Source organism: Streptomyces sp. NPDC045968, from assembly GCF_056430475.1.
The window spans coordinates 395,429-410,378 of sequence record NZ_JBWKLF010000004.1 but is presented as its reverse complement, the minus strand read 5'-3'; the positions used below and the strand labels follow the sequence as shown (position 1 = coordinate 410,378).

Here is a 14,950-nt window from a genome sequence, read left to right as displayed (position 1 = left end):
TCATGGCGCCTCCAGGAGCTGTTCGGATCCGGGCAGGGGCTGGTGCGGATCGTCGTAATAGAGCGTCACGCCGTCCGACCAGTACGTCTCGATACGGCCCGCATGGACACCCTTCCTCAACTCGTGCAGTTTGTACGGCAGTTGCTCGACCGCACGGGTCTGCCCCACCGTGTCGGCCGCCCGCCGGTGGAACTCCGTACAGACCGCACCGCCCTCTCCTCCGCGCCGGCGCCACAGCGCCACACCGAATCCGCTGCTCAGCAGCCGGTCGAGCCCCGCCGCGGCGTCGGGCCGGGCGTCCGTGCCGTAGTGGCACAAGAGAGGGACCGTGCCGTACGCCAGGGTGCGCAGGGCGTCGGCCTCCGGAACGCGCACCGTGATCCCGCCCTCGCAGTCGAGCGCTTCGGCACGCATCATGGCCGCCCCCGTGCGGTTCCAGCGCGCCTTGCGCTCCTTCAGCCATTCCTCGCTCCTCGGCGGCTGGTCGGAGCGGCGGACGACGACGGGGCGTACGGCTCCGAGCGGCGGATCGCCTGGGGACAGCCGCCAGCTGTCGACGTCCAGATCCAGCAGCGACCGGCCGACCGCGACCTGGAGCACGGCGGGCCCGTCCGGCTCGTCGCACCGCCGGAACGCCTCGGCCAGCGGCGCGGCGAGCCGACCCGGCAGATCGGCCAGGGCGGTGCCCCGGACGTCCTCCTCCACGGGCAGGAAGTCCCCGAGGGTGTCGCCGACACTGATCCGCCAGTCGTAACGGCCCTGCTCCCAGCCGCGCAGTTCCAGCGCCAGCAGCACGAAGAGCCGCTCCCTGTGCCGGGCCGCTTCGGCCGGGGGTGCGGCGGCCCCGCGGTGCTCCAGGTCCGGGCGGTGGCGGGCCGCGCTCCAGAGCACGGCCAGTTCCTTGCGGAAGGTCCTGGAGAGATGGTCGTCGGCCATCCTGCGGACCCACTCCCACAGGGACTGCGCGGCGGCCGCGGCGGGCGGGGAACCGTGGGGCCGGTCGGCGGCGATGACCGCCATGCAGTAGCGCAGGACCAGTTCGAGCGCGCCGTCGCCGTCGCGCACCTCGTACAGCGCGCCGAGACCGTCCCGCCAGCCGCGCGGAGCGGGGCGGTGGTCGCGCGAGTGGACGTCCGGAAGTCCGTCCAGGAGGTCGAGCAGGCCGCGGGTGCTGACCGGCGGCGGGAATTCGGCGAGTCGGCCGAGCAGGTCGATGCGCTGCTTCGGGCTGAGGGCGCGCCCCGGCCTGACCGGGAGTTCGCTCTGGGTGTCGGCCCAGGTCCGCTCGGTGCTTGCGGGGCTGTTGTGGCGGTCGGCGTGGTAGCGGTCGTGGGCGTGGAAGACCGCCTGATACGTGTCGGCGGGCGGGTCCCCGGGCGTGGTGCCCGGTACGGGCATGGTGCGCAGCCGTTCGATGCCGATGGCCGTGCCGCCCTGCTCGCCGTCGAGCCGTGACTTGAGGACGCCGACCACCTCGCCCCTGGCCAGGTCGACGACGGGGCCGCCGGACATGCCCGGTTCCAGCCAGTCCCCGCCCAGCCGGATCTGCTGCTCGGCGTCGGCCGGCCCGCCGAACATGCCCTTGACCGTGCAGTCGCCGGTCACCGCCGCCGGCCGGCCGTCGCGCGGACCGGTCCAGCCCACGTAGTGGACGGTGCCGCCGGGCAGCATGGCGGCCGGGCGCTCGGTGACGTACACACAGGCGTGGTCGACGGGCCGCAGCAGACGGATGAGGGCCAGGTCGGGAGCGGCCCAGCCGGTGGCGGGGCGGCTCCCCGGGCCACCGGGCCCGTCGGGGCCGGGCTCGGGGAGTGTCGCGACGACCGTCCCCGCGACGGACGTCTCGGCGGCGCTGTCGCGGTCCGCCCTGAACACCACGTCCACTTCACGCCCCTCCCCCCGCATCGCGACGTGCGCGCATGTGAGGACCCAGCTCGGGGCGATGAAGAAGCCGCTGCCCAGGAAGCCCCTGCCGGTTCCGTCAGGGGCATACCCGGGCTCCGGCCGATGGATGCGTACGGTCGCCGCCATCACGAGGTTCATCAGGGCGAGGGTGGTGCGGTCCCATCCGCCCTCTGCGCCCCCTCCGGCCGCCCCTGTCATGATCTGCTGCCGCCGGGCGCGGGGCCGCCGCCGGGATGCGCCGCTGCGCCGGTGGGCGCACCGGCGGTCGGTTCGCCGGCGGGTGCGCCCGTGGACCGAGCGGAGGCGGGCGGGGCCGACGGAACGGGTGGGACGCGTGGGGCCGACGGGGACGAGGGGCGCGGCGGAGGCGCCTGCGCGGGCACCGGGGGTGTGATCGGCGGGTCGACGGGCGGTCCGCCGCCGTTCCAGGTGAGCGTGACCTTGATGCCGCCCTTGGCCTCGCCGTCCGCCAGCAGTCCGACGACCTTGCCCGCCCTGGCCGTGAGCTCGATGCCGAACTCCACACTGACCTCGTCGGGCCGCACGGCCCGCAGGGACTCGGTGAGCGACCGCGCGACGCTGGTCACGACTCCCGTCAGGCTCTCGACCCGGGCCTGCACCTGATCGGCCAGGTCCCCGTAGCCGATGTCCGTGTAGGCCAGACCGCCTGCGGGCCGCTCCAGTTCCTCCGCCCCGGAGATCCTCGCCCAGACCGGCGTCCCGTCCGGCATCTCAATGCGCGTAATTCGGGCCTCACTGTCACCCATGACACCCCCCGTTCCCCAACTCCCCGCAGGTTAGCGGGAGTACGCGGCCGGTGCGAGGGGCGTGGTGCAGGACGCCGGGGTGCCGGGCGACGGTTCCCGGCCATGTTCCGTCCGGGCACGCCCTACCCTGGTGAGGACCATCACCGTTCTCACCCGGAGCGAGCGCAGCACATGTATTTCACCGATCGTGGCATCGAGGAGCTGGAGAAGCGGCGCGGCGAGGAGGAGGTCACCTTCGAGTGGCTGGCCGAGCAGCTGCGTACGTTCGTCGACCTCAACCCCGACTTCGAGGTCCCGGTCGAGCGTCTCGCCACGTGGCTGGCCCGGCTGGACGACGAGGACGACGAGGACGCGTAGGAGCGGTCGGGTCCGCAGGGCGGCCTACGCTTCCGCTTCGTCCCTGATCCGGTTGTAGGCCAGTCCCAGCGCGCCCTGGGCGAGCAGCACCGCGCCCGCCACCAGCCAGCCGCCGCTGCGCTGCCTGACGCCCGCCAGCAGCAGCGGAACACCCACGACGAGCTGGGTGGCGGCGATCGCGCGGGCCCTGGGGCCGCGCACCCAGGGGCCGAGACTCCCGCTCTCGACGGCGTCGAGTTCGACGCGTACGGCATCGCGCCAGCCGGCCCACTCGATCCGTTCCGTTTCGCGCTGGGCACCGGCGGCGGCACGCAGCCGGTCGGCGGATTCGCCGGGGCCGAGTCCGGGCGGCAGAGCCACTCCCGTGCGGGCGAGGACGGCGAGCAGCCCCCGCAGCCGGGCGCCCGCGTCCGCTTCGGGGTCCGGGAGGGTCAGCGCCTCCAGCGCCTGGACGTCCAGGACGGGATCGAGGCCGAGGCGGGCCGCGAACGTACGCATGGCCTCGTCCTCGCCGACGGGGGTGCCGTCGGCGAGCCAGACGTAGCCGACGGGGCGGCGGAATCCGGACGCGAGGGTGTAACCGGCCCGGTCGCCGTCCCACCACAGCGCGAGAACCGGCCAGGTGGACCCGACCGCGAGCGCGGCCGCCCACCCGCCCAGAATCCGGTCGACGGGCTCTGCCCCGCTCTCGCCGGTCCCCTCGTCCCGCCAGGGCTCGCCCTCCGGTACGAGCACACTCCAGTCGGCCCCGGCGGGCGTGAGCACCATCGGCTCGCGCAGGAGATGGGCCGGCGGCCGTACGGTCTCGGGGGCGGCCCGGCACAGCAGCAGCGCTCCCACGGGTGTCGCGTTCATGCGTCACACGCTAGGGCAGTTTGCCCTTGTTCGGCGCGCTTTGACTCCCGAATCCTCGCCCCCGCGCAGCCTTGACTTCTCCAAGCCGCGATATAGCGTGTTCCACAGCAGACGCGATATGTTGCGTCACCTGCCGCCCAACGGAAGGTCAGATCCATGCCGGTGTCCACGTGGGCCATCGCCGGGCCTCGGAAGCTCACCTTCGACGACCCGCTGACAGCGCTGCGTGTGCGCATCGTCAACGGCGCGGTCAACGTGGTCGGCACGGAGGAAGAGCACGCCCGTCTCGACATCTCCGACGTCGAGGGCCCACCGCTCGTCGTGACCCAGGAGGACGGCGTCCTCACCGTGGCCTACGAGGACCTGCCCTGGCAGGGGTTCCTCAAGTGGCTCGACCCCAAGCACCGCAGGCGCCGCGCGGTCGTCTCGCTCGCCGTACCGGCCGGCTCGTCCGTCGAGGTCGGCGTCGTCGGCGCCGCAGCGGTCGTCTCCGGCATCCGGGGACGTACGGAGGTGCGCGGGGTCAGCGGCGACACCACCCTCGTCGGCCTCTCCGGCGCGGTGCACGGGGAAACCGTCTCCGGCAGCCTGGAGGCCCAGGCCGTCACGGGCGATCTCCGCTTCCACTCCGTGTCCGGCGATCTGACGGTCGTCGACGGCGCCGGAAGTTCCGTACGCGCCGAAACGGTCAGCGGTGACATGGTGCTGGATCTCGACCCGTCCGGGAAGCCCACCGACATCAGGCTGGCCACGCTCTCCGGTGAGATCGCCGTCCGGCTGCCGCACCCCGCCGACGCGAAGGTCGAGGCGAACACCACGAGCGGCACCGTCTCCAACGCCTTCGAGGACCTGCGGGTCACCGGCACGTGGGGCTCGAAGAAGATCACCGGAACCCTGGGCGCCGGCACGGGAACGCTGCGCGCGACGACCGTCTCCGGCTCGATCGCCCTGCTGCGCCGCCCACCGGCCGAGGACGGCCCGTACGACTCCGAGCCGACCGGAAAGGTGCTCTGACATGGCCCCCGTATTCGCCCACGGCCGCCTGCGTCTCTACCTGCTCAAGCTGCTGGACGAGGCCCCCCGCCACGGCTACGAGGTGATCCGGCTCCTGGAGGAACGCTTCCAGGGGCTGTACGCACCGTCCGCGGGCACCGTCTATCCGCGCCTCGCCAAACTGGAGGCCGAGGGCCTGGTCACCCATGCCACCGAGGGCGGCCGCAAGGTCTACTCGATCACCGACGCCGGGCGCGCGGAGCTGGCGGGCCGCAGCGGTGAACTGGCCGATCTGGAGCTGGAGATCCGCGAGTCGGTCGCCGAGCTGGCGGCGGAGATCCGCGACGACGTGCGCGGGGCGGCGGGCAGGCTGCGCAGCGACATGCGGGCGGCGGCCTCGGAGTCCCGGCACACCTCTGGCACCAAGGGCGGGTGGGAGGCAGGCGCCGACCTCGGCGACCTCGGCAACAGCGAGGCGTGGCGGCTGGCGAAGGAAGAGCTGCGCAAGGCCAAGCAGGAGTGGAAGGAGCAGGCCCGCCGGGCGAAGGACGAGTCGCGGCGCGCCCGCGAGGACGCCCAGCAGGCCCGCCGCCAGGCGAAGGAGGCCCACGAGAGGGCGAGCGAGCAGGTCCAGAACGCCGCACGTCAGGTCCAGGAGCACTTCGCGCGGGGCGACTGGCCCACGGGCGTACGGGAGGGTCTGGCGGAGATCACCGGCCAGCTGGGGAGCTTCGCCAGAACCGGCACCTGGCCCCCCTACAGCAAGCCGGAAACCACCGACACCGAACCCGGCCCGGAGTGGGGCAAGGACACCACGGGCTCGGGCGACCCGGCCCGCGACCTGGACCGCCTGCTGGACCGCTTCCGCGACGAGATCCGCGACGCGGCCCGGGACCGGGGCGTCACGGAGGACCAACTGACGGAAGCCCGCCGCCACCTGGCGACGGCGGCGACCCATATCGGCGCGGTGCTGCGGAAGCCGGACGAGAACGGGACGAAGGCCTGAGGCGCCGGGGCCGCCGCATCGAGGACGAACGGCCGTCGCCGCAGGGATTCACACCGGGTCCGGCAGCTCCATGAGCGCGAGTGCGTCCGGGTCGGTCACGGCGGTGATCTCGGTGATGCGGCCGTCGGCGACGGTGAAGGCGAGGACGGAGAGCGGGGTGCCGTCTTCGTTCCAGGAGATGACGCCCGGGCGGCCGTTGACGGTCGCCGCGTGTCCTCGTGCCGCGCTGCCGGCCACGCGCGCGCGGGTGGCGACTTCGGTGGCTCCGATCGTGACGAACCGGCCGTTCGGCGTGTGGACGGTGAACTTCACCTCGGGGTGGAGAACCTGTAGCAGCTGCTCGAACCGGCCGTCACCGGCCGCGGCCAGGAAGGCCTGGACCACCTCGCGTTGTCGGCGTCCGGCGTCCGGCAGCCGCTGGGCGCCCTTTACTTTCCTGCGGGCGCGGCTGGTGAGCATTTTGGTGGCGTCGGTGGATTTGCCGAGAATGGTGCCGATCTCCTCATGGGGCACGGCGAACACGTCGTGCAGCACGAACGCCAGCCGCTCGTCAGGGCGCAGCGAGTCGAGGACCGTGAGGAGCGCGAGGCCGACGGAGTCCCCGAGTGCCACGAGGTCTTCCGGAGCGGGAGCGTCGTCGAGCGTCACGGTGACGCCGGATACCGGGTCGTCCAAGGAGACCTCCGGGCGGGTCCGGCCCGACCGGAGGACATCGATGCTGATGCGGCCGACCACGGTCGTCAGCCAGCCGCCGAGGTTGTCGATGGTGGCGGTGTCCTGGCGGGAGAGACGCAGCCACGCCTCCTGGACCACGTCTTCCGCGTCGGCGTGTGATCCGAGCACGCGGTAGGCGACGCCTCGAAGCCGTTCGCGCTGGGCCTCGAAGGCGTCGACGACCGGATCCGTGGGATGGGTGCCGGGCATGTTGTTACCTCCCTGAAAGCTGCTCCGTCACAGGAATGACGGGCACGAGCCCGGCGACGTAACGCGATGGAGGAAGCACCCCCATGGAAAACCGGCTCAAGAACAAGAACACGGACAACGCCGATGTGTGGACCGCGGTCCAGCACCTCCACAAGGCGATCGCCGCCGGGGGCGTCGACCCGAAGCTGCTTGCCCTGGTCCACCTGCGCGCCAGCCAGATCAACAGCTGTTCGGCGTGCATCCACGCCAGTGTCGCCGGGGCGAAGAAGGCCGGTGAAACCGACGAGCGGCTGCACAACGTAGCGGGCTGGCGTGAGGCGCCGTTCTACACCGACGCGGAGCGCGCGGCACTGGCGCTGGCCGAGGGCGCCACCCGGCTGCAGGACGGTGCGGAGGGCGTCACCGACGAGATCTGGGAAGAGGTCAACGTCCACTTCACCGAGGAGCAGATCGGCGCGATCAACCTGGAGATCGCGCTGACCAACTTCTTCAACCGGCTCAACCGCACCGTCAGGGAGCCGGCCGGCCAGACCTGGGGCTGAGCCGGGCGGGTCCCTTCAGGCGCCGGACAGGCCTGCACGACTGTCCGGCGCCTGGGCTGCCGGCACCCGCCAGACGGCACGCGCCCCCGGTCAGCCCGCCTTCGCCTGCCCCTCTCCCCCGGTTCCGTACATCGCCCGTTCCACCGTCGCGTACGTCGCCCCGTGTTCCGCGAGGACGTCCGCGACCACGCCGGGGCGGGCCGTGAGGGCCAGCAGGAGGTGTTCCTCGCCGATGAAGCGGTCGCCGCGGCCCAGGGCGACCCGCAGGGAGTTCTCCAGGATGCCCTTCGCGCCGCGCGTGAAGGGGCGGTGCCCCGACCACCACCGCCGGCCCTTGTGGTCGTCACCGGCCAGCGCGCCCTCGCCGTGCGCCCCCTCGACCCGGGCCACGATCTCACTGACATCGATCCCGATGCCGGCGAGCGCGTCCGTGTCCGCCCTGGTCAGGCCGCCCCGCCGACGGGCGTCGGCGAGGGCCGCCTCCACCGAGGCGCGGCGGTCGGTGAGACCGAGCGTCGCGGCGGCGAAGGACGCCCGGCTGCCCTCCTGGTCCAGCAGCGCGAGCAGCAGATGCTCCTCGGTCACCGCGTCGGCTCCGGCCCGTTCGGCATGGGTGGCCGCCCCCGTCACGGTGGCGCGGGCTCCCCGGGTGAATCGCTCGAACATCAAAGCCTCCCGTGCTTCTTGTGGACGGCCTGCCGGCTCACACCCAGCTCGGCCGCGATCTCCTGCCACGACCAGCCCTGCGCGCGGGCGCTTCTCACCTGTACGGCTTCCAGCTGCTCCAGCAGCCGCCGCAGCGCGGCGACGGCCCGCAGCCCGACACGCGGGTCACGGTCACCGGCACGCGCGGCAAGATCCGTTGCTTCGGTCATGACGTCAACTTACGTTGACAATCGGAAGGCGTCAACCACCATTGACAGAAGCGGCGGCCGGAGAAGGTGCCGGGAGGACGTCAGGGGGGCCTCAGGAGGACGTCAGCACGATCTTCCCGAACTGGTCACCGGAGGCCAGCCGTTCGAACCCTTCCCGGGCCCGGTCGAGCGGCAGCACCTCGTCGATCACGGGCCGCACACCGGTCGCCGCACAGAACGACAGCAGGCTCTCCAGCTCCTCCTTCGAGCCCATCGTCGAGCCGACGACCTTCAGCTCCAGGAAGAAGATCCGGGTCAGCTCGGCGTGCGCGGGGCGGTCACCGCTGGTGGCGCCGGAGATGACCAGGGTCCCGCCGGGCCGCAGGGACTTCACCGAGTGCGACCACGTGGCAGCGCCCACCGTCTCGATGACCGCGTCCACGCGGTGCGGGAGACGGGCACCGGACTCGAACGCCTCGACGGCACCGAGTTCGACGGCCCGCTTGCGCTTGGCCTCGTCGCGGCTGGTGGCGTAGACCCGCAGCCCGGCCGCCTTGCCGAGGACGATCGCCGCGGTGGCGACGCCACCGCCCGCGCCCTGGACGAGCACGGAGTCACCGGGACGCACCCCGGCGTTGGTGAAGAGCATCCGGTACGCGGTGAGCCAGGCGGTCGGCAGACAGGCGGCCTCTTCGAAGGAGAGCTCCTTGGGCTTCGCCAGCACGTTCCAGGACGGAACGGTGACCTGCTCGGCGAAGGTGCCCTGATAGCGCTCGGTGAGGATGGAGCGCGGCTCGTTCGCACCGACTCCGTGCCCCGTCTGGCCGATGACGGAGTGCAGGACGACCTCGTTGCCGTCCTGGTCGATTCCCGCGGCGTCGCAGCCGAGGATCATCGGCAGCTTGTCCTCGGCGAGGCCGACGCCCCGCAGGGACCAGAGGTCGTGGTGGTTGAGGGAGGCGGCCCTGACATTGACGGTGGTCCAGCCGGGACGCGCCTCGGGCGCGGGGCGTTCACCCAGCTCGAGTCCGTTGAGGGGCTGGTCGCGGTCGATACGTGCGGCGTAGGCGGCGAACATGGCCCTGACGATAGGGCGGAGCGCGTCGCGGCGTAACCGGCCAGGGGTGTGACCCTCACCGCGCGGGCGGGGGCTTCACACACGGCCCGGCACATCCCAGCCGGCCCGGACATCCCGGCCCGTCCGGCGTTCGAGGGCCGGGGCCCGGGGCGGAGCCCCGGGTACGGGAAGGGGCGGGGTGGGGAACAGGCGCGCCGCAGGCGCACCGCCCCACCCCGCCCCACCCGCCCACTGACTCAGCGCCGAGCGACGCCCTCGGCCCGCGCGGCCGCGGCAACAGCCGCGGTGACCGCAGGCGCGACCCGCTCGTCGAACGGCGACGGAATCACGTAGTCCGCCGCGAGCTCGTCACCCACGACATCCGCCAGCGCGTTCGCCGCGGCGATCTTCATGCCCTCCGTGATCCGGGAGGCCCGGACCTGGAGCGCGCCCGCGAAGATGCCCGGGAAGGCCAGCACGTTGTTGATCTGGTTGGGGTAGTCCGAACGCCCGGTCGCCACCACGGCCGCGTACTTGTGCGCGATGTCGGGGTGGACCTCGGGCGTCGGGTTCGCCATCGCGAAGACGAACGCACCGGGAGCCATCGAGGCGACGGCCGGCTCGGGCACCGTGCCGCCGGAGACGCCGATGAAGACGTCGGCGCCGGCCAGCGCCGTCTCCAGCGGGCCGGAGATGCCCGCCTTGTTGGTGATCTCGGCGAGCTCGCGCTTCACGTCCGTCAGGTCCTCGCGGTCCCGGCTGACGATGCCCTTGCGGTCGGCGACGGCGATGTCACCGATGCCCGCCTCCAGCAGGAACTTGGCGATGGCCACTCCGGCCGCTCCGGCGCCGGAGATGACGCCGCGCAGGTCACCCAGGGTCCGGCCGGAGAGCTTCGCGGCGTTACGCAGGGCCGCGAGCGTCACGACGGCGGTGCCGTGCTGGTCGTCGTGGAAGACCGGGATGTCCAGGCGCTCCTGGAGCTTGCGCTCGATCTCGAAGCAGCGGGGCGCGGAGATGTCCTCCAGGTTGACCCCGCCGAAGGACGGCGCGAGCCGCACGACGGTCTCGACGATCTCGTCCGCGTCCGTCGTGGCGAGCGCGATCGGGACCGCGTCGACGCCGCCGAACTGCTTGAACAGGATCGCCTTGCCCTCCATCACGGGGAGGGACGCCTCGGGACCGATGTCCCCGAGGCCGAGGACCGCGGTGCCGTCCGTCACGACCGCCACGACCTGCGACTTCCAGGTGTAGTCGTTGACGAGCTCCGGGTTCTCGGCGATGGCGCTGCACACCTTGGCCACGCCGGGCGTGTACGCGAGGGACAGGTCGTCCTTGTCCCGCAGGGGGACGGTGGCCTGGATGGCCATCTTGCCGCCGCGGTGCAGGGCGAACGCCGGATCGAAGGGCTCGTCCGGAGCGCCGGTCAGGCTGCCCGTACCGCTGATGTCGTTGTCCGCACTGGCCGCACCGTGCGTCTTGCTGTCGCTGCGAGGATTGACGATCTCCGCTGCCATGGTATTGACCCCTTAAGTCTTCATCGTTTGAGGGTGGCCACTCCTGGTTGAGGAGGGGTGGGCGGGGACCGCGTACGTGCCTGGCACCGAACGGGTGGCCCGTTCCGCCAGGGGAGGTACATACGCGCGGGCGCGCCGCACACGCGCCCTGAGCCCCGGATGAGGGGTGTAAACGTCTTTCTTACCGGATGAACCGCACCTCGGACGAGTCGGTATCCACGCGGTGACATGACTCATAGTCGAATATCGGGACAAGTCCACTCAGCGGCATAAACGTCGTCCAGCAGTCGAGACACGCCGGAGATTCTCCGGTCGAAAGACGGAATTCCAACAGAAGGTCCGGCCTTGATGTACCGGCCTGTTGAGGTACGGGGGTGGCCCGTTATCCGATTTTGACATGCCCGGCACCCTGAATGGGCTAGTCCGAATGGCAAGATGCCTGAATCACACAGGGCGGCGACACCCGACAGGACGTTCGCACCCACCTGGCAGCTCACCCTCACCACGCCGGAGGACCCCACCATGACCGCAAGCACCACTCGTCGCACGACCGCTAAGTCCCGGATTGCAGCGGTCGGCGCCATCGCGGTCGCCGGCACCATGCTGCTGACCGCGTGCGGCGACCAGACCGACAGCGGCACCAAGAGCTCCGAGACGTCCGCGACCAAGGACGCCCCCCTCGCCGATCTCCTCCCGCAGGACATCAAGGACAAGGGCGTCGTCAAGGTCGGTTCGGACATTGCGTACCCGCCGGTTGAATTCAAGGACAATTCCGGCAAGGTCGTCGGCATCGACCCCGATCTCGGCGCCGCACTGGGCAAGCAGCTCGGCGTGAAGTTCCAGTTCGAGAACGGCACCTTCGACACGCTGATCACGGGTCTGCGCTCGAAGCGTTACGACCTCGCGATGTCGGCCATGACGGACACCAAGGACCGCCAGAACGGCGTCGACTCGGAGACCGGCAAGAAGGTCGGCGAGGGCGTCGACTTCGTCGACTACTTCACCGCCGGCGTGTCGATCTACACCAAGAAGGGCGACACCCAGGGCATCAGCACCTGGGCCGACCTCTGCGGCAAGAAGATCGCCGTCCAGCGCGGCACCGTCTCGCACGACCTCGCCAAGTCGGAGACCAAGAAGTGCACCGGCGGCAAGAAGATCGCCATCGAGGCGTTCGACACCGACCTGGAGGCCCAGACCCGGCTGCGCGGCGGCGGCGCCGACGCCGGCTCCTCGGACTTCCCGGTCGCCGCGTACGCGGTGAAGACCTCGGGCGGCGGCAAGGACTTCGAGATCGTCGGCGACCAGGTCGAGGCCGCCCCGTACGGCATTGCGGTCGCGAAGGGCAACGACAAGCTCACCAAGGCCGTCCAGGCGGCCCTCGACGCGATCATCAAGAACGGCGAGTACGAGAAGATCATCGCCAAGTGGGGCGTCGACGCCGGCGCGGTCACCGAGGCCAAGATCAACGGCGGCTCCTGACCCGGACCGGCGCTGAAAGGCATCACCTGTGACTGACATCAAGAAGACGGGCCCGGCCGACGAGCCGCCCACTCCCCCCACCCCGGCAGGCGGACCGGAGGCCATCAAGGCCATCCCGGTCCGGCACTACGGGCGCTACCTCTCCGCGACGATCGCGATCGTCGCGTTCGCGGCGATCGTCTACGCCTTCTCCCAGGGCAAGATCAACTGGGACGCGATCCCGGACTACTTCTTCGACGACCGCATCCTCAGGGGTGTCGGGCAGACTCTGCTGCTGACCGCCCTGTCGATGGTGATCGGCGTGGTCGGCGGCATCCTGCTGGCCGTCATGCGCCTGTCGAAGAACCCGGTGACCTCGTCCATCGCGTGGTTCTACATCTGGTTCTTCCGCGGCACCCCGGTCCTGGTCCAGCTGTTCGTCTGGTTCAACCTGGGACTGGTCTTCGAGTACATCAACCTCGGGCCGGTCTACAAGGACGAGTGGGCGTCGTTCATGACGCCGCTGCTGACCGCGCTGCTCGGTCTGGGCCTCAACGAGGCCGCGTACATGGCCGAGATCTGCCGTGCGGGTCTGCTCTCGGTCGACGAGGGCCAGACGGAGGCCTCGCAGGCGCTGGGCATGAGCCACAGCAAGACCCTGCGCCGCATCGTGGTCCCGCAGGCGATGCGCGTGATCGTGCCGCCGACGGGCAACGAAGTCATCAACATGCTCAAGACGACCTCACTGGTCGCCGCCGTGCAGTTCACCGAACTGTTCCGGTACGCCCAGGACATCGGGCAGACATCCGGCGCCCCGGTGGAGATGTACTTCCTCGCCGCGGCCTGGTACTTGATCATGACCTCGGTACTGAGCGTCGGCCAGTACTACCTGGAGCGGTACTACGCACGGGGTTCGAGCCGGACCCTGCCGCCGACACCGCTGCAGAAGATCCGGGCCAACGTCCTGTCCCTGGGCCGCCCGAAGGGAGGCATGGCATGACCGCCATGGTGAAGGCCGAGGGCGTACACAAGTCCTTCGGCGCCGCGCACATCCTCAAGGGCATCGACCTGGAGGTGGCCAAGGGCGAGGTCTTCTGCCTCATCGGCCCCTCCGGCTCCGGCAAGTCGACCTTCCTCCGGTGCATCAACCACCTGGAGCAGGTCACCGCCGGCCGGCTGTACGTCGACGGCGAGCTCGTCGGCTACCGCCAGAAGGGCGACAAGCTCTACGAGCTCAAGGACAGCGAAGTCGCTCTGAAGCGCCGTGACATCGGCATGGTCTTCCAGCGCTTCAACCTGTTCCCCCACATGACGGCGATGGAGAACGTCATGGAGGCGCCGGTCCAGGTCAAGGGCGAGTCGAGGTCCGTCGCCCGCGAGCGCGCCCTCAGCCTGCTGGACCGGGTCGGCCTCTCGGACAAGGCCAAGAACTACCCGTCGCAGCTCTCCGGCGGACAGCAGCAGCGGGTGGCCATCGCCCGCGCGCTGGCCATGGAGCCGAAGCTGATGCTCTTCGACGAGCCGACGTCCGCGCTCGACCCGGAGCTGGTCGGTGACGTCCTGGACGTCATGCGCGGTCTGGCCGAGGACGGCATGACGATGATCGTCGTCACGCACGAGATGGGCTTCGCCCGCGAGGTCGGCGACGCGCTGGTCTTCATGGACGACGGCGTGGTGGTCGAGTCCGGCCACCCGCGCGACGTACTGACCAACCCGCAGCACGACCGGACGAAGTCGTTCCTGTCCAAGGTGCTCTAGCCGGTACGAGGAGGGGCGGTACGGACTCGACGTCCGTACCGCCCCTTCCCCGTACCCCCGCCTCTTCTCCTGCTCCGGCACCAGCTCGGGGCTCAGCATCACCGTGCGCAGCTGCTCACGGCTGAGCGCCGGCGTCCTGAGAAGCGGACCCTGAGAGCGGTGCCCGCACCGCCCCTCTCCGCCCCTACTTGACGGCGAGCACCAGGCTGTCCGACGGCGAGGCCCAGACCGGGCGGGCCTCCGCGAACCCGGCTTCGATCAGGGTGCGGGCGTGCCACTGTGCGGACGGCATGTCGCCGTCGGCGTGCTCCCCGTAGATCGCGAACCGCTCGGCGGTGGGTCCGGCGAGCACCGGGTCCTTGGCGGCGAGGGCCCACCAGTCGGCCCAGTCGAGGACGCCCGCCGCCTTGGCGCGGTCCATCCCGGCGTGGCGGTGGGCGCGTTCGGCCGCGTTGATACGCGGGGTCCCGGCGTCGATCATCCGGTCCGCGTTCATGAACAGGCCGCCGTCGCGGACGAGTTGCCCGATGCGCCCGTACAGTGCGGCCAGCGGTTCGCTGTGCAGCCAGTGCAGTGCCGTGGCGGTCAGGACGGCATCGTAGGAGTCGAAGGGGAGCCGCTCCGCCCAGGCGGGGTCCTTCAGGTCGGCGGTGACGAAGGTGACCCGGTCGTCGCCCTCGAAGGTGCCACGGGCGATCGCGAGCAGCGCGGGGTCGAGGTCGACGCCCGTACTGGTCGCCTTCGGGAACCGCTTGAGGAGCCGGTCCGTGATACTTCCCGTACCGCACGCCAGGTCGAGTACGCGCGGCTCGGGCCCCACCACGGCCTCGACCATGTCCAGCATCACCCGGAACCGCTCCTCGCGGTCCGGCATGTACCACTCCTGCTGCCGGTCCCAGCTCGCCTGCCATGCCGGCCAGTCGGCACCCATCACTGTTTCCGTCACCCGAACCTCCA

At 71.1% G+C, this 14,950-nt stretch carries 16 protein-coding genes; 7 read left to right on the top strand and 9 right to left on the bottom strand.

The window, feature by feature from the left end:
• Together AC07FA_RS14745 and AC07FA_RS14740 are read right to left on the bottom strand one after the other, a co-directional pair.
• Entirely contained in the window at positions 1-2,043 is a 2,043-nt protein-coding gene (locus AC07FA_RS14745; RefSeq protein WP_479075672.1) for a VMAP-C domain-containing protein, read from the bottom strand.
• A gap of 56 nt (positions 2,044-2,099) precedes the next feature.
• Positions 2,100-2,672 (bottom strand): CU044_2847 family protein, encoded by a 573-nt coding sequence (locus AC07FA_RS14740; RefSeq protein WP_479075670.1) that lies wholly within the window; start codon positions 2,670-2,672, stop codon positions 2,100-2,102.
• Positions 2,673-2,843: 171 nt separating this feature from the next.
• Between AC07FA_RS14740 and AC07FA_RS14735 the strand changes: the two genes are divergently transcribed.
• A complete protein-coding gene (locus AC07FA_RS14735) occupies positions 2,844-3,029 on the top strand; it encodes a DUF6104 family protein (RefSeq protein ID WP_003966321.1) in 186 nt (61 codons plus the stop codon).
• A 24-nt stretch (positions 3,030-3,053) separates the two neighbouring features.
• Here the strand turns inward: AC07FA_RS14735 and AC07FA_RS14730 are convergent, their stop codons facing one another.
• Positions 3,054-3,884, bottom strand: a complete 831-nt coding sequence (locus tag AC07FA_RS14730) for a hypothetical protein (RefSeq protein ID WP_479075669.1) — start codon at positions 3,882-3,884, stop codon at positions 3,054-3,056.
• A gap of 156 nt (positions 3,885-4,040) precedes the next feature.
• Here AC07FA_RS14730 and AC07FA_RS14725 point away from each other — a divergent pair, with 156 nt between their 5' ends.
• Both AC07FA_RS14725 and AC07FA_RS14720 read left to right on the top strand, forming a co-directional pair.
• On the top strand, positions 4,041-4,898 hold the full coding sequence (locus tag AC07FA_RS14725; RefSeq protein ID WP_479075667.1) for a DUF4097 family beta strand repeat-containing protein: 858 nt from the start codon (positions 4,041-4,043) through the stop codon (positions 4,896-4,898).
• A gap of 1 nt (position 4,899) precedes the next feature.
• Positions 4,900-5,883 carry a PadR family transcriptional regulator gene (locus AC07FA_RS14720; RefSeq protein WP_479075665.1) on the top strand — a complete coding sequence of 328 codons (984 nt, stop codon included), beginning with the start codon at positions 4,900-4,902 and terminating at the stop codon, positions 5,881-5,883.
• 48 nt (positions 5,884-5,931) lie between these two features.
• On the opposite strand, the gene AC07FA_RS14715 is transcribed toward AC07FA_RS14720, so the two are convergent.
• Positions 5,932-6,807 carry a sigma-70 family RNA polymerase sigma factor gene (locus AC07FA_RS14715; protein ID WP_479075664.1) on the bottom strand — a complete coding sequence of 292 codons (876 nt, stop codon included), beginning with the start codon at positions 6,805-6,807 and terminating at the stop codon, positions 5,932-5,934.
• 83 nt (positions 6,808-6,890) lie between these two features.
• On the opposite strand from AC07FA_RS14715, the gene AC07FA_RS14710 reads away from it, so the two are divergent.
• On the top strand, positions 6,891-7,349 hold the full coding sequence (locus tag AC07FA_RS14710) for a carboxymuconolactone decarboxylase family protein (protein ID WP_479075663.1): 459 nt from the start codon (positions 6,891-6,893) through the stop codon (positions 7,347-7,349).
• Between the two features lie 90 nt (positions 7,350-7,439).
• Here AC07FA_RS14710 and AC07FA_RS14705 read toward each other — a convergent pair whose 3' ends face one another.
• The 4 genes from AC07FA_RS14705 to AC07FA_RS14690 all read right to left on the bottom strand — a co-directional run bounded on the left by AC07FA_RS14705 (position 7,440) and on the right by AC07FA_RS14690 (position 10,777).
• Positions 7,440-8,015 (bottom strand): Clp protease N-terminal domain-containing protein, encoded by a 576-nt coding sequence (locus tag AC07FA_RS14705; RefSeq protein WP_479075661.1) that lies wholly within the window; start codon positions 8,013-8,015, stop codon positions 7,440-7,442.
• Complete coding sequence (locus AC07FA_RS14700) at positions 8,015-8,224, bottom strand: helix-turn-helix domain-containing protein (RefSeq protein ID WP_173315878.1); 210 nt, start codon at positions 8,222-8,224, stop codon at positions 8,015-8,017. The genes AC07FA_RS14705 and AC07FA_RS14700 overlap by 1 nt, the downstream gene beginning before the upstream one ends.
• A 91-nt stretch (positions 8,225-8,315) precedes the next feature.
• On the bottom strand, positions 8,316-9,281 hold the full coding sequence (locus tag AC07FA_RS14695) for a zinc-binding dehydrogenase (RefSeq protein WP_479075659.1): 966 nt from the start codon (positions 9,279-9,281) through the stop codon (positions 8,316-8,318).
• Positions 9,282-9,517: 236 nt separating this feature from the next.
• Positions 9,518-10,777, bottom strand: coding sequence for an NAD(P)-dependent malic enzyme (locus AC07FA_RS14690; protein ID WP_479075658.1), 1,260 nt, complete (start codon positions 10,775-10,777; stop codon positions 9,518-9,520).
• Between the two features lie 522 nt (positions 10,778-11,299).
• Here AC07FA_RS14690 and AC07FA_RS14685 point away from each other — a divergent pair.
• Genes AC07FA_RS14685 through AC07FA_RS14675 form a run of 3 tightly spaced genes read left to right on the top strand, consistent with a single transcriptional unit; the run spans position 11,300 to position 13,993 of the window.
• Positions 11,300-12,256 carry an ABC transporter substrate-binding protein gene (locus AC07FA_RS14685; RefSeq protein ID WP_479075656.1) on the top strand — a complete coding sequence of 319 codons (957 nt, stop codon included), beginning with the start codon at positions 11,300-11,302 and terminating at the stop codon, positions 12,254-12,256.
• Positions 12,257-12,284: 28 nt separating this feature from the next.
• On the top strand, positions 12,285-13,235 hold the full coding sequence (locus tag AC07FA_RS14680) for an amino acid ABC transporter permease (protein WP_479075655.1): 951 nt from the start codon (positions 12,285-12,287) through the stop codon (positions 13,233-13,235).
• Positions 13,232-13,993 (top strand): amino acid ABC transporter ATP-binding protein, encoded by a 762-nt coding sequence (locus tag AC07FA_RS14675; RefSeq protein ID WP_479075653.1) that lies wholly within the window; start codon positions 13,232-13,234, stop codon positions 13,991-13,993. Before AC07FA_RS14680 ends, AC07FA_RS14675 begins: the two co-directional genes overlap by 4 nt.
• Before the next feature lie 184 nt (positions 13,994-14,177).
• Here the strand turns inward: AC07FA_RS14675 and AC07FA_RS14670 are convergent, their stop codons facing one another.
• Positions 14,178-14,939 carry a class I SAM-dependent methyltransferase gene (locus tag AC07FA_RS14670; RefSeq protein WP_479075651.1) on the bottom strand — a complete coding sequence of 254 codons (762 nt, stop codon included), beginning with the start codon at positions 14,937-14,939 and terminating at the stop codon, positions 14,178-14,180.
• Positions 14,940-14,950: the final 11 nt, after the last annotated feature.